The organism is Kitasatospora sp. NPDC008050 (assembly GCF_042957465.1).
In the GTDB taxonomy this organism is placed as follows: Bacteria; Actinomycetota; Actinomycetes; order Streptomycetales; family Streptomycetaceae; genus Kitasatospora.
In genome coordinates this window covers 555,509-569,473 of the sequence record NZ_JBIBIJ010000002.1, presented here as the reverse complement: position 1 = coordinate 569,473, position 13,965 = coordinate 555,509, and the positions used below count along the sequence as shown (strand labels likewise).

12 protein-coding genes are annotated in these 13,965 nt (G+C 73.0%); 2 read left to right on the top strand and 10 right to left on the bottom strand.

Going from position 1 to position 13,965, the window contains the following annotated elements:
• Positions 1–33: 33 nt before the first annotated feature.
• Positions 34–1,377 (top strand): ABC1 kinase family protein, encoded by a 1,344-nt coding sequence (locus tag ACFZB9_RS06000; RefSeq protein WP_391443994.1) that lies wholly within the window; start codon positions 34–36, stop codon positions 1,375–1,377.
• A 112-nt stretch (positions 1,378–1,489) separates the two neighbouring features.
• Here the strand turns inward: ACFZB9_RS06000 and ACFZB9_RS05995 are convergent, their stop codons facing one another.
• The 4 genes from ACFZB9_RS05995 to ACFZB9_RS05980 all read right to left on the bottom strand — a co-directional run bounded on the left by ACFZB9_RS05995 (position 1,490) and on the right by ACFZB9_RS05980 (position 5,366).
• Positions 1,490–1,732: a hypothetical protein gene (locus tag ACFZB9_RS05995; RefSeq protein WP_391443993.1), complete on the bottom strand. Its 243-nt coding sequence runs from the start codon at positions 1,730–1,732 to the stop codon at positions 1,490–1,492.
• A 146-nt stretch (positions 1,733–1,878) separates the two neighbouring features.
• Positions 1,879–2,238, bottom strand: coding sequence for a WhiB family transcriptional regulator (locus ACFZB9_RS05990; RefSeq protein WP_391444302.1), 360 nt, complete (start codon positions 2,236–2,238; stop codon positions 1,879–1,881).
• Positions 2,239–2,419: 181 nt separating this feature from the next.
• Complete coding sequence (locus tag ACFZB9_RS05985; RefSeq protein WP_391443991.1) at positions 2,420–2,881, bottom strand: hypothetical protein; 462 nt, start codon at positions 2,879–2,881, stop codon at positions 2,420–2,422.
• 241 nt (positions 2,882–3,122) lie between these two features.
• On the bottom strand, positions 3,123–5,366 hold the full coding sequence (locus ACFZB9_RS05980) for an ATP-dependent DNA helicase UvrD2 (protein ID WP_391444300.1): 2,244 nt from the start codon (positions 5,364–5,366) through the stop codon (positions 3,123–3,125).
• Between the two features lie 365 nt (positions 5,367–5,731).
• Between ACFZB9_RS05980 and ACFZB9_RS05975 the strand changes: the two genes are divergently transcribed.
• Positions 5,732–5,986 (top strand): mycoredoxin, encoded by a 255-nt coding sequence (locus ACFZB9_RS05975; RefSeq protein ID WP_391443990.1) that lies wholly within the window; start codon positions 5,732–5,734, stop codon positions 5,984–5,986.
• A gap of 39 nt (positions 5,987–6,025) precedes the next feature.
• Here the strand turns inward: ACFZB9_RS05975 and ACFZB9_RS05970 are convergent, their stop codons facing one another.
• From ACFZB9_RS05970 to ACFZB9_RS05945, 6 genes are all read right to left on the bottom strand, one after another.
• Positions 6,026–7,042, bottom strand: a complete 1,017-nt coding sequence (locus ACFZB9_RS05970; protein WP_391443988.1) for a GntR family transcriptional regulator — start codon at positions 7,040–7,042, stop codon at positions 6,026–6,028.
• A 249-nt stretch (positions 7,043–7,291) separates the two neighbouring features.
• Positions 7,292–8,224, bottom strand: a complete 933-nt coding sequence (nudC, locus tag ACFZB9_RS05965) for an NAD(+) diphosphatase (RefSeq protein ID WP_391443986.1) — start codon at positions 8,222–8,224, stop codon at positions 7,292–7,294.
• Between the two features lie 53 nt (positions 8,225–8,277).
• Positions 8,278–9,690: a dipeptidase gene (locus ACFZB9_RS05960; protein WP_391443984.1), complete on the bottom strand. Its 1,413-nt coding sequence runs from the start codon at positions 9,688–9,690 to the stop codon at positions 8,278–8,280.
• A gap of 86 nt (positions 9,691–9,776) precedes the next feature.
• Positions 9,777–12,566 (bottom strand): FtsX-like permease family protein, encoded by a 2,790-nt coding sequence (locus ACFZB9_RS05955; protein WP_391443982.1) that lies wholly within the window; start codon positions 12,564–12,566, stop codon positions 9,777–9,779.
• Positions 12,563–13,336: an ABC transporter ATP-binding protein gene (locus ACFZB9_RS05950; RefSeq protein WP_391443981.1), complete on the bottom strand. Its 774-nt coding sequence runs from the start codon at positions 13,334–13,336 to the stop codon at positions 12,563–12,565. Before ACFZB9_RS05950 ends, ACFZB9_RS05955 begins: the two co-directional genes overlap by 4 nt.
• Positions 13,333–13,962: a PadR family transcriptional regulator gene (locus ACFZB9_RS05945; protein WP_391443979.1), complete on the bottom strand. Its 630-nt coding sequence runs from the start codon at positions 13,960–13,962 to the stop codon at positions 13,333–13,335. The genes ACFZB9_RS05950 and ACFZB9_RS05945 overlap by 4 nt, the downstream gene beginning before the upstream one ends.
• Positions 13,963–13,965 lie beyond the last annotated feature (3 nt).

Here is a 13,965-nt window from a genome sequence, read left to right as displayed (position 1 = left end):
GACTGCCGGCACACGTTCGATTCGGAGGCCCCGGTGAGCGATCTTCCGCGCAAGGCTGTGACCCGCACCGCAAGGCTCGCCGCCCTGCCGTTGGGGATAGCTGGGCGCGCCACGCTCGGTCTGGGCAAGCGAATCGGCGGGCGATCGGCCGAGGTTGTCACCGCCGAGCTCCAGCAGGCCACCGCGGATCAGCTCTTCAAGGTCCTCGGCGAGCTGAAGGGCGGCGCGATGAAGTTCGGGCAGGTGCTCTCGGTCTTCGAGGCCGCGCTGCCCGAGGAGGTGGCCGGCCCCTACCGGGCGGCGCTGACGAAGCTTCAGGACGCCGCGCCGCCGATGCCGGCCGCCAGCGTGCACACGGCGCTGGCCCAGCGGCTCGGCCGGGACTGGCGGGCCAACTTCCGCAGCTTCGACGACCGTCCGGCCGCTGCGGCCTCGATCGGCCAGGTGCATCGCGCCGTCTGGCAGGACGGGCGGCAGGTCGCCGTCAAGGTCCAGTACCCGGGCGCCGGTGAGGCGTTGCTCTCCGACCTTGGCCAACTCAGCCGGGTGGCCTGGCTGCTCGGGCCGCTGATCCCGGGCCTGGACATCAAGCCGCTGATCAACGAGCTGCGCGACCGGGTCACCGAGGAGCTGGACTACGCCCTGGAGGCACAGGCCCAGCGGGTGCACGCCGAGGAGTTCGCCGGGGATCCGGACATCGTGGTGCCGGCCGTGGTCGCCCAGGCGGACCAGGTGCTGGTCAGCGAGTGGCTCGACGGCACACCGCTGGCCGAGGTGATCAACGGCGGCACCAAGGCCGAGCGCGACCGTGCCGGCCACCTGCTGGCGCGCTTCCTGTTCGCCGGCCCCGCCCGCACCGGCCTGCTGCACGCCGACCCGCACCCCGGCAACTTCCGCCTGCTGAAGGACGACGGCCCGGTGGCCGGCTGGCGGCTCGGGGTGCTCGACTTCGGCACGGTCGACCGGCTGCCCGGCGGGCTGCCCGCGCCGATCGGGAACGCGCTGCGGATGGCGCTGGCGGGCGACGCCGAGGGCGTGCTGGAGATGCTGCGGGCCGAGGGCTTCGTGAAGCCCACCATCCAGCTCGACCCGGACGCGGTGCTCGACTACCTGCGGCCGATCATCGAGCCGGCCGCGGTGGACGACTTCCACTTCACCCGGGCCTGGATGCGTGCCCAGGCCGCCCGGATCGCCGACCCGCGCTCCCCCGCCTACAACCTCGGAAAGCAGCTCAACCTGCCCCCTGACTACCTGCTGATCCACCGGGTCACGCTGAGCACCATCGGCGTGCTCTGTCAGCTCGGCGCCCAGGCGCCGTTCCGCGCCGAGATGCTCGCCTCGCTGCCCGGCTTCGCCGAGGAGTCGTCCGGCCGGTAGCCGCAGGCTCGACGCACATGACGGTGCCCGGCTCCCGCGATTCGCGGGAGCCGGGCACCGTCACATCAGGGGATTCGCTCCAGGTGCGGCCGAGAGGGCCAGAGCACGAGGGTCAGAGCACCGCCGTGGCGAGCACCTTGCGGGCGCGCAGCGAGGCACGCTCCGCCTTGCGCCGCAGCCGGGAGGCCCGGACGGCGCGCAGGACCATGCGTTGGTCCTCCGCCTCCTGGAGGCGTTCTTGCATATGGGTTCGGGCCAGGTTTTCGTGCATGAGATGCATCTCAAGGGTCCTGTTCTGGATCAGAAGTTCAGTGGTCTGCTCGGCGCGGGCGCTGGGCCCTGCGGTGATCGCCATGTCGGTGTCCTGCTCGTGGTGCGTCGTCGGGTAGGGGGTCTGGACCGCGGCATCAGCCTGGGCAAGGGCGATGCGTACGGAATGGCGCAGTGCGCCGTCCGCCGGGGGGCATTCCCGGGGGACTCTGGCTGCTCGGTGCGCCGGGTTCACGCCATGACCTCGGTCTTGCGCGGGCGACCACGCGGCCGCTTGCGGGCAACCACGACACCCTGGACGAACAGCTCGCCGCCCCAGACGCCCCACGGCTCGCGGCGGTCGAGGGCGCCGGCCAGGCAGGCCTCCTTGACCGGGCAGGTGCCGCAGAGGCTCTTCGCGTACTCGACGTCAGCGGGGGTCTCGGCGAAGAAGACCTCCGGGTCGAAGGCACGACACGGGATGGGGGCGCCAAGAGCCTCGGCGTCGTCGAGCGCGGTGATCTGCATGAGAGAGCCTTCCGGAGGAGGGAATGGAGCGGGCGCGGCCTGGGTCGGCGTTGTCGGCGGTACGGACGGGAGGGGCGGTGTGATGACCGTGGACACTGTTGGCGTCTTCCTCGTCTGAGTTCTGGTTCCGGGCCAGCTGACTGGTGGGGGCTGGACCGGAGGCCCCTGGGGGCCTGGTGGTCTGTCGTACCGGACAAAACAAGAGGGCCGCGGATCCCGGTGAACGGGTTCCGCGGCCCTGGAAAGGTGCCGACCTGAGGGTTCCTCAGGTTCGCTCTCTCCAGGGTTCAGGCCCGCGGAAGGCCCGGCTCCGGACGGCCTCTGCGCCGATAAAGGCGGCCTTGGCCTGGTTGATCAGCTGCTCGTCCTGCTTCGGGGCGGCACCGACGACCTGCAGATAGGCGCCCTGCTTGGCTGCCGCTTCTGCTGCCTTCGGTGCCTTGGTCGGTCGCTCATCGCGCATTGCGAGCGAGGAGCCGACGGCGACCTTGGCCCAACCGTGGGACAGACCGGTCTCGACAGCCGTTCCCGCGATTCCGCCGGTGGGCACACTGGTGCGCACGGCACCGGCGGCATCGGCAGCCTCGACAGAGGTGGCAGCGAGACCCAGACCGCCGCGGACACCGGACAGCGAGACTCCGCCGGTGCAAGCACCGAGGACGGAGGGACGCAGGGAAGCGGCAACAGCGGTCTGGCCAGTCACTTTGTTCATCAGCTGGGTCTTCACGTCGTTCTCGCCTCCTCTCGGCGTCTCGCGGTGCCCAGTTCCCCGGGCTCCGGTGTTCGGATGTTTGGTTGGGTCCAGCAACCCTGCGGTGAAGCAGGGGGTGAAGCAGGTCATACGTTCATGCGCAGGGGAAAGCCGGTTCAGGAGTGATCCCGATCGGCTTCGCGGTCGCGTCCCCTTGACCGCTCCGGCAGGCTATTGCGCTTCATGCACGGCGCGCAAACTATTTTTCCGGCGAGTTTCAGGACTGGTCCACGGAGGGCTCGGACGGCTCCCCCGACAGCTCCTGCGGAGCCTGCTCCGCGTCGTCCGCGGCGAGGTCGCCAGCGGTTTCACCCGGGAGATCCTCCGCCTCGGCGGACGCCTGCCCGGGGTCTTCCCCCGCGCACAACGACAGCACGGCGGCACCGTATTTGTCCAGCTTCATGGCGCCGACGCCCGAGATCAGGCTCAGTTCGCCGGTGGTCGAGGGCGCGTCCTCGGCGATCGCCATCAGGGTCGCGTCGGTGAAGATGACGTAGGCCGGCACGGCCTGCTCCTTGGCCCGCTGGGAGCGCCACTCCCGCAGCCGCTCGTACAGGCCCTCGTCCATCTGGGAGGGGCAGTCCTCGCAGCGGCGCAGCTTGCGCTCCACCGCCTCGGTCAGGGTGCGCCCGCAGACCCGGCACTTGACCGGCCCTCGTGGCGCCCGCCGCCCGGCCGAGCGCTCCGCACCGCCGTCCGCGCCCCCGCGACCGGCCCCGCGGGCCGCGCCCGCCGTGGAGCCGGGCCGCAGGCCGTCCAGGAAGCGGCTCGGCTTGCGGCTGGCCCGCCCGCCCGGCGAGCGCGACAGCGCCCAGGAGAGCGAGAGGTGCTCGCGCGCCCGGGTCACCCCGACGTAGAGCAGCCGGCGCTCCTCCTCGACCTGCTCGTCGGTCTTGGCGTAGATGATCGGCAGCGTGCCCTCGGTCAGGCCGACCAGGAAGACGGCGTCCCACTCCAGGCCCTTGGCGGCGTGCAGCGAGGCGAGCGTGACCCCCTCCACCGCCGGGGCGTGCTGGGCCGCGGCCCGCGCGTCCAGCTCGGCGACGTAGGCGGCGAGGTCGCCCGGCTCGCCGGCCGCCTGCCGGGCCGCCTCGAACTCCTCGGCGAGGCGGACCAGCGCGGCCAGCGACTCCCACCGCTCACGCACCGCGCCGGAGCCGGCCGGCGGCGTCGCGGTGAAGCCACGGGTGGCCAGCACGGCGCGGACCTGAGCGGCGAGGTCGGGCGCGTCGGCGGTCAGCGGATCGCTGCCGGCCCGGGCGGCCCCGCGCAGCAGCAGCCCCGCCTCGCGCACCTCGGGCCGCTCGAAGAACCGCTCGGCGCCCTTGAGCTGGTAGGACAGGCCGAGATCGGCCAGCGCCTGCTCGTAGACCTCGGACTGGCCGTTGGTCCGGAACAGCACCGCGATCTCGCTGGCCCGCACGCCCTGGGCGAGGAGCTCCTTGATCCGGTGCGCGGTGCTCTCGGCCTCGGTGGGCTCGTCCGCGTACTCGACGTAGACCGGCTCGGGGCCGGCCGGGCGCTGCGAGACCAGCTCCAGACGGTGCCGGGCGGCCTCGCCGCGGGCCTGGGCGAGCAGGCCGTTGGCCAGGTGCACCACCTGCGGGGTGGAGCGGTAGTCACGGATCAGCTTCACCACGGTGGCGTCGGGGTGCTTGATCCGGAAGTTCAACAGGTAGTCGGGGGTGGCGCCGGTGAACGAGTAGATGGTCTGGCTGGCGTCGCCGACCACGCACAGGCTGGCGCCCGCCCCGCCGCCGGTCCACTGGTCGAGCAGGCGCTGCTGGAGCGGCGAGACGTCCTGGTACTCGTCGACCGTGAAGTGGCGGTACTGGGCGCGCACCCGCTCGGCGATCTCCGGGCGGTCCTCCAGGATCGCGGCGGTGAGCAGCAGCACGTCCTCGAAGTCGATGACGTTGCGGTCCCGCTTGGTCTGCTCGTAGGTCGCGTAGACCCGGGCGATCTCGGCGGGGTCGCGCGGCGCCTCGCGGCCGGACTTGACCACCGCGACCGGGTAGTCGTCGGGCACGATCTGGGTGACCTTGGCCCACTCGATCTCGCCGGTCAGGTCGCGCAGCTCGGTGCGCTGCACCCGCAGGCCGCTGCGCCCGGCGGCCTCGGCGACCAGCTGGACCTTGCGCTCCAGCAGCCGCGGCACCTCACCGCCGACCGCGCGCGGCCAGAAGTACTGGAGCTGGCGCAGCGCGGCCGCGTGGAAGGTCCGGGCCTGCACCCCGTCGGCGCCGAGCTGGCGCAGCCGGCCGCGCATCTCGCCGGCCGCCCGGGCGGTGAAGGTGACGGCCAGCACCTGCTGGGGCTGGAAGACACCGCTGCGCACCCCGTAGGCGATCCGGTGGGTGATCGCTCTGGTCTTGCCCGTACCGGCACCCGCGAGCACGCAGACGGGCCCGTGCAGGGCGGTGGCGACCGAGCGCTGCTCCGGGTCGAGCCCGGCCAGCACGGCGTCCGGGTCGGCGGGGCGTGCGCCGTACCCACCGCCGTATCCACCGTCGTGGTCGCCGTGGTTACCGATCAACAGCTCTTCCTGCATGGGCTCCATCCTCTCAGCCCGCCGGACGGAGTAGCCCGGGTTCGGGCACATCGGCCCGGTTCGGACATCCTGGCAGGATTCACCGACAACCCGCCGCGCGCTGTCCACAGGCCCGGTACGACCATCAGTCCGCCGACAGGCCAGGAATGGGAGTGCCGTCACGTACGTTGTGCACCGCGAGATCACACCGACAGCGAACCCCGCCGACAGTGAGCCCCGCCGACAGTGAACCCCGCCGACGGCGACCCCCACCCGATGACGAAGGAGCCCTCTCGATGTCCGGCAGCGTGACGATGTACAGCACGACCTGGTGCGGCTACTGCCAGCGGCTGAAGAGCCAGCTGGACCGCGAGGGCATCGGCTACACCGAGATCAACATCGAGAACGACCCGACCTCCGCGTCCTTCGTCGAGTCGGTCAACGACGGCAACCAGACGGTGCCGACCGTCCTGGTGGTCGGTCCCAGCGGCGAGCAGAAGGTGATGACCAACCCGAGCCTGCGCGACGTCCAGAAGGCGCTCGCCGCCTGACGTCGGTTCGGTGTCAGGACACCGGCGGCCCAGGCCGGGTCAGCCTCCCGGCCGGGCCGCCAGCTCGCCGAGCCCGTAGACCAGTCGGCAGCGGTCCGCCGAGTAGCGGGTCTCGATCACCCGGACCGGGCCGCGCCGGTCGTAGGTGACCCGGGTCTGCACCAGCAGCGGCACCCCGGGGCCGCCCTGGAACCACTGCGCCTCCTCGGGTCCGGGCATCCGCGAGACCAGTTGGTCCACCGCCCCGATCTCGCTGCGCCCGAGCGCCGCCAGCACCGCCTCGTCCCCACCCGGCACCGGATCCGGCTCCATCAGCGCGGTCCCGGCCGCCACCCCGGCCCGGTAGTGGCTCTCCTCGATCGAGTAGGGCTCCCGGTCCATCAGCCGCAGCTGGCGGCGGACCACCACAGCCTCACCGGGCCGCAGCCCCAGCCGCTCGGCGATGTCCACCCGCGCGCGCACGATCAGCATCTCGAACTCGGCCGTCAGCGACCGGCCGGCCGCGTCCGCCTCGACCGTGTAGACGGCGCTCGGCGTCGCCAGCCCGTTGCGCTGCGCGGGCAGCAGCGGATCCCCGGTGCCCCCCGGCCGCACCGGGCCCGCACCCGCCGTGCCCGTACCGAGGCCGCCCGGCGGCGGGCCCGCCGCCGCCAGACCCGATGGGGCCAAGCCCGAGGACGCCGGACCGGGCGTCGCCGGACCCGACAGCCCTGAACCCGACAGCCCTGAACCCGACGGCGCCGAACCCGACGCCGACTGCGCCACCGCGTCCGCCGACGAGGCGGTCAACGGTGGCCCGAAGGCCCAGTGGTCCAGCACCGGATGCTCGCGCAGGAAGGTGCCCTTGCCTTGCAGCCGCACCAGCCGCCCCTCGTTGACCAGCACGTCGACCGCCAGGCGGACGGTGTTGCGGGCCACGCCGTACTGCTGCTCCAGTTCGGACTCCACCGGCAGAGCGGTGTCGCCGCGCCACTCTCCGGCCGCGATCCGGCGGCGCAGGTCGGCGGCCAGTCGCTGGTATTTGGGGGACGGAACGCTTCCACTGGAGATGGTCACCCTGGGAATGTAGCGATTCCGGACGCGGCATTTCAGCTAAACCGGCCATAATTGGCCATGATTGTCCCTGGGGAAATTGATCAAAGGCCCACCACAGGGCACCTGACCTGCCCAGATACCAAATCTTCCGGGACATTTGAGCGGCCGAGCGCGTAGCACGACAACGGGGGGCGTGGGTTATTTCCCGCACGCCCCCCGCGCTATTTCCGCTCCCGTGCGGGGACGCCGCCGAAGCCGCGCCCCCACCCGCTACCAGCGCGCGGCGCTCGGCATCGGCCCGCCGTACCAGCGCTCGATCAGGTGCCGGGCGATCGAGATCCCCGACGGCGGCAGGATCTCGCCCGACTCCATGCCGGCCCGCAGCTCCTCCCGGGAGAACCAGCGCGCCTCGGCCAGTTCCTCGCCGTCCACCGTGATCGCGGTGCCGCCCGGCTCGGCCCGGCCCACGAAGCCCAGCATCAGGCTGGCCGGGAAGGGCCACGGCTGGCTGGCCACGTAGCTGACCTCGCCGACCCGCACCCCGGCCTCCTCCAGCACCTCGCGGGCCACCGCCTGCTCGATCGACTCACCCGGCTCGACGAAGCCGGCCAGCGTCGACCAGCGGCCCTCCGGCCAGAGCGCCTGGCGGCCCAGCAGACAGCGGTCCTGCTCGTCGGTGATCACCATGATCACCGCCGGGTCGGTCCGCGGGTAGTGCTCGGCCGCGCACGAGGTGCAGCGGCGCAGGTGGCCCGCGCCGGCCTTCTCGGTCGGGTGCCCGCAGCGCGAGCAGAAGCTGTGCAGCCGGTGCCAGTGCTCCAGGGCCACCGCGTGCACCAGCAGCCCGGCGTCGCGGTCCGAGAGCGTGGCACCGACCTCGCGCAGCCCGGCCGGGCGCGCGTCGCCGTCCAGCCGCCCGGGCAGCGTCTCGCCGGCCAGCGCGAAGTAGGACACGCCGTCCGCGTCGGTGCCCAGGAAGTAGCGGTCACCGGTCTGCGGCGCCTCGAAGGAGGGCAGCAGGACCAGCTCGGTGCCGGTCTCGGTGTCCACCACGAAGGCCTCGCCGCCGGCGATCGGCAGCACCTTGGTGCTGGGGTGGCTCCAGGCGGCCGCCAGCCACGGCTCGTCCAGGCGGTGCTGGGCGGCCCGGTCCACCCCCGCTCTGGCCAGCACGGGCCGCGGCGGCTGTTCGGTGTCAGGCATGGTGCTCACGATGGTCCGTCCCCGATCCGAGATACGTCAGTTGAGCCGGCACGTCAGCGGCCGGCGGCGGGCAGCCGGTAGTTCTCGGCCAGATCGCCCCAGAGGTAGGCGGCGGCCTCCACCCCCTTGCGCAGCAGGTCCAGCTCCACCTTCTCGTTGATGGAGTGCCAGCCGTCCGAGGGCACCGAGATGCCGAGGAAGAGCACCGGTGCCCCGAGCACGTCCTGCAGGTCGGCGGCCGGCCCCGAACCACCCTCGCGGGTGAAGAGGATCTCCTGCTCGAAGGCCCGGCCCATCGCCCGCACGGTGGACTGCAGCGCCGGGTGGTCCAGCGGAGTCAGGCAGGGGCGGGTCGCGGCCCGGAAGGTGATCTCGTGCCGGATGCCGGCCGGCAGCTGCCCGGCCACCCACTCGGTGATCGCCTGCTCGACCCGCTCGGTGTCCTGCCCGGCGACCAGCCGGAAGGAGATCTTGAGGTGGGCCTCGGCCGGCACGATGGTCTTGCTGCCCGGGCCGGTGTAGCCGCCCCAGACGCCGTTGACCTCGGCGGTGGGCCGGGCCCAGATCCGTTCCAGGGTCGAGTAGCCGGCCTCGCCCTGGGTGCCGTGCGACTTCGCGGTACCCAGCCAGCCCTCCTCGTCGAAGGGCAGCTTGGCGAAGAGTTCGCGCTCGTGCTCGGTCAGCTCGACCACGCCGTCGTAGAAGCCGGGCACCGCGACCCGGCGCTCGGCGTCGTGCAGCGCGGCGGCCAACTCGGCGGCGGTGGCGGCCGGGTTGGGCACCGCACCGCCGAACGAGCCGGAGTGGATGTCGCTGTCCGGGCCGTACAGGTCGATCTGGCAGTCGGCCTTGCCGCGCATGCCGGTGCAGACGGTGGGCGTGGTCTCGCTCCACATCCCGGTGTCCGAGACGAAGACCAGGTCGGCGGCGAGCCGCGCGGCCTGACGGCGGATCAGCGCGGCGAAGTTCGGCGAACCCGACTCCTCCTCGCCCTCGATCAGCAGCTTGAGGTTGACAGCCGGGGCGGTCCGCCCGGTGGCGGCCAGGTGCGCGCGCAGGCCCAGGGTGTGGAAGAAGACCTGGCCCTTGTCGTCGGCCGCGCCACGGGCGTAGAGCCGGTTGCCGATCGTCACCGGCTCGAACGGCTCGGTGTCCCAGCCGTCCGCCTTGGCGGCGGGCTGCACGTCGTGGTGCCCGTAGACCAGCACGGTGGGCGCGTCGGCCTCGCCCGAGGGCCACTCGGCGAAGACCGCGGGCAACCCGTCGGACTCCCAGACCTCCGCGACCGGGAACCCGGTCTCGCGCAGCTTGGCCACCAGCCACTCGGCCGACCGGCGCACGTCGCCGGCCCGCTCCGGGTCGGCCGAGACCGACGGGATGCGCAGCCAGTCGGCCAGGTCGGCCAGGAAGCCGCCCTGGTGCTGATCGATGAAGGAACGGACGACGCTGTCCGGGGTTTTCGTCATACGGACGACTTTAGTTCGCCGGGCCTGCCACGTGTCGCTGTGGTCCGCGCCCCGGGACCACAGCGACGTGTAACCTCCGTCACCCGCTACCCGGCACGCCGCAGCAGGGTGATCCGCGAGCGGGTCACCAGGGCGGCCAGCAGCACGGCCAGCAGCGGCAGCCCGACCAGGGTCAGCGCGATGTTCGTCCAGGGGAAGGCGATCACCGTGTGCGAGTGGTCCAGCGGCGAGGCGGCCATCCCCTCGACCCGGCGCAGCGCCACCGCCGGCACCATCCCGCAGACCGTGCCGAGCACCGCGCCCATCGCCGCGATCACCCCGCACTGGAACCCGGAGAGCGTGCGCCGGATCCGTGGCGCCGCGCCGACCGCGGCCAGCGTGGTCAGGTCCTGCTGCGAGTCGGCGGAGGCCAGCCCGGTGGCGATGCCTGCCGCGCCCAGCGCCACCAGGATGGCGAAGCCGGTCAGGCCGAGCTCGATCAGGCTGTGCTGCGACTGGTAGCCGCGCTCGACCTGCAGGTCCCAGCCCCGCGCGCTGACGGCCCCGGCCTGGGCGCGGGCGTGCTGCTCGGCGGCCGACGCCGGCATCGCGCTCGGCCGCCAGATCGAGCCCGCGTCCGCGGTGGCCAGCCCGAGCCGGGCGGCCGTCTGCGGGGTCATGAACATCCCCCCGGGCGCGTTCGGCAGCGGCGCCAGCTGGGCGTCCGCCGTGATCTCGTGACTCGGCGGCATCCCCGAGGGATCCTGCTGGGACGGTGAGTAGGCCTCCGTGAGACGGAGGAAGGCCTTGCCGTCCTGCAGCATCCGCTGCTGGAAGACCAGCACCCGCCCCTCGGCCACCGCCTGCTCCGCGGCACTGTCGTGCAGGTCGAAGAGGTTGTGCAGCACGGTGGCGTCGCCGATCACGACCGAGCCGAAGGCTCCGCCGCCGCCGCCCTGCCGGGCACAGCGCGGGTCGCTCTCGGCCTGGCGGTAGGCGGCCTGATCGTGGTTCTGACCGTCGTCCACCGGGCAGCGCTGGGCCGGTGACGCCTCGGCCGTCACCAGACCGCACTGGTTGTGGATCGGGTCGCAGCCGGTGGGGTAGCGCGCGCTCTGCACGTCGGCCCTGGGCCCGAGGTCCGGGATGGAGCGCTCGACGGCGGCGCGCTGGCCGGCGAAGACCGCCGGGCCGCCCTGGGCCGAGTCGAAGAAGGACAGGGTGACCGCCTTGCCCGGTGCCGAGGGCTGGTAGGACTGCCGGCTCGCCTCGTCGGCGCTCGCGGTGTAGATGCCCACGGCGACCGCCCCGGCCACCGCCGCCATCACCGCGGCCACCGCCGGCGCGGTCCGGCCGCGGTGGCGCACCGAGTCGCGCAGCGCCAGCCGGGGGCCCAGCGGCAGCCAGCGACCCAGCTTGCCGAAGAGGCCGACCACCATCGGGGTGCAGGCGACCATGCCCAGCTCGGCGATCATCGAGCCGCCGAGCACCGCCGTGCTGCGCGTGCCCATCCCGCGGGTCGCGCCGAGCAGCGCGAGCAGCGCCCCGCCGCCCAGCATCAGCAAGCCGAGCAGGGCGAGCTTCTTGGACGGCGGCTTGACCCCGCCGCGGCCGGTGAGCGCGGCCACCACCTCCTGCCTGGAGGCCTGGACGGCCGGCACGATGGCCGCGAGCAGCCCGGTGACCAGGCCGATCGCGACGATGCCGAGCAGGTCGAGCGGGAGCACCCGCAGCGCCCCGAACCGTCGGCCGGCCAGCGGCTCGGTCCACGACCGGGTGACCGCCACCAGCAGCACGGCCAGCACCACGCCGACCGCCGCCCCGGCCAGGCCCAGCACCACCCCGCCGCCCAGCACCACCGCGCGCACCTGCGCCCGGTCACCGCCGGCGGCGGCCAGCAGGCCCAACTGCCGCCGGGAGCGCCGGGCCCCGACGGCGAAGGCGGGGCCCGCGAGGAGCACGATCTCCAGCAGGGCCATGCCGGCGACGGTGACCAGCACCACGATCGTGGTCTGGTCGAAGTAGCCGCTGTGCGGCTCGCTGTCCTGCTGGACGTAGTACGGCACCTGGGAGCGGGCCGGCGGGTCCAGCACCACGCTGCGCGAAGTGGCCGCGAAGCCGTACTGGTTCAGCTCCTGGACCTTGGCCCAGTCGACGGTGGCGCCGGCCGGCAGTCGCACCAGCCAGCTGGCGACCGGGCCGTCCGAGGACTGCCCGCCACCCAGGGTGCCGGGGCGGACGACCACGGTGTTGAGACCGAGCGTGTCCGGGTACTCGACCACGCCGGTGATGGTGAAGGGCGCCTCCCCCAGGCCCTGCAGCCTGGTGGTGCTGCCGAGCTTCAGCCCGGAGTCGTCCAGGAAGCGCTGGGTGACGGCGATCTGCTGACCGCTCACCGGCGCCTGGCCATGGATCAGATTGACCTTGCCGTGCCAGATCGGGTCGGTCAGGTCGGCCTCGGTCGCCGAGGTCTGCAGCTGCCCCGCCGCGCTGCCGGCCTGGAGTTCCTGGCTGCTCCCCTGCGGGATCAGCACCGATCCGGGCGGCAGCAGCTGGGCGGCCAGCACGGCCGGGTCGGTCTGCTGACTGCGCTGCTGCTGTGCGGTGGGCGGCGAGGCGGGCGGCTTGTCGAACTCGTTGCCGACGGCGGCGAACGGCGCCTGGAGGACGGTGCCGCCGCGCGCGTGCGAGGCGAGCAGCAGGTCGGCGCGGCCCAGCGTGCGGTCGAGCTGCTCGGCGACCGTCAGGGTGCTGCTGCGGTAGACCACGTCGATGCCGGTGACGCCGAGCACGGGTAGCGCGATCATGGCCAGGACCAGCAGGCTGCGGCCCTTGGCGCGCAGCGCGTCGCGGCGGGCGATGCGCAGCGCGACCTTCCAGGACCCGAGCCTCTTCACTCGATCACCGGCCGGTTCAGGCTGTTGGTCGCGGCAGTGACCAGCAGGGTGTCGGCGTCCTGCCGGCCGGTCTCGTCGACCAGCCGGCCGTCGCGCAGGAAGACCACCCGGTCCGCCCAGGCGGCGTGCCGGGCCTCGTGGGTGACCATCATGGCGGCCGCGCCCGCGTCGCAGCGGTTGCGCAGCACCGCCAGCACGGCCTCGCCGGTGGTGGAGTCGAGCGCTCCGGTGGGCTCGTCGGCCAGCACCAGGCGGCGGTCGCCGATCAGTGCGCGGGCGATCGCCACCCGCTGCTGCTGGCCGCCCGACATGTCGTCGGGGAAGCGGTCGGCCAGGTCACCGATCCCGATCTCCTCCAGCGCGGCCAGCGCCTCGCGGCGGGCGGCGCGGGTGGATATCCCGTCCAGCTCGCGCGGCAGCATGATGTTCTCGGTCGCCGTCAGCGCCGGGATCAGGTTGTAGTCCTGGAAGACGTAGCCGACCGCCCGGCGACGGACCTCGGCCAGCTTGCGGCGGGACAGCTCGCCCAGCGACTGCCCCTCCACCAGGACCCGCCCCTCGCTGGGGCTGTCCAGGCCGCCCGCCAAGGTCAGCAGGGTCGACTTGCCCGACCCCGACGGACCCATCACCGCCACGAACTCCCCTGGATAGACCCGCAGATCCACCCCGGACAACGCCCGCACCTGGGCCTCGCCCTGGCCGTGCACCCGGGTCACCCGGTCCAGCGCCAGCACGGGCTCGGTACGGTCGGCAGACCGAGTGTCGTTCAACGTTCCCCCAGGTTCTGCTTGGTCCGGCGCCGCTTGGGCGCCTCGGAAGGCATGGCGGCTGCGACGGCGGCAGCGGCCTGCCGCTCGCGCTGGCTGGCCAGCCGGGTCTCGCAGTGGTCCAGCCAGCGGACCTCGGCCTCGGCCTGGAAGATCAGCTGCTCCAGCACCAGCAGCCAGGCCAGCTCGGCCCCTTGGGCGCCTCCGGTGGCGGCCTCGCCCGCCAGTGCCCGGGCCTTGAGGCGGGTGTAGTCCTGCAGCGCCTGGATGCTGTGCCGGCGCTGGGCCTGGACGACGGCGTGCACGTCCACGCCGGGCACGGTGACCGCCATCGCCAGCTTGATCGCCAGCTCGTCGCGCGGCGGGTTGGTCCGTGGCACCGGGGTGTCGAACCAAGCACGCAGTTCCTCGCGTCCCTTGTCAGTGACGGCGTAGAAGAGGTGCCCCTCTTCGTCCTCGCCGTCCGGGACGACCATCCCGTCCCGCTCGAGCCGGCCGAGTGTGGTGTAGACCTGGCCGACGTTCAAGGGCCAGGTGGCACCGGTCCTGGCTTCGAACTCCGTGCGCAGCTGGTAGCCGTACCGGGGGCCCTGGTCGAGTAGGGCGAGCAGACCGTGTCTGATGGACATACC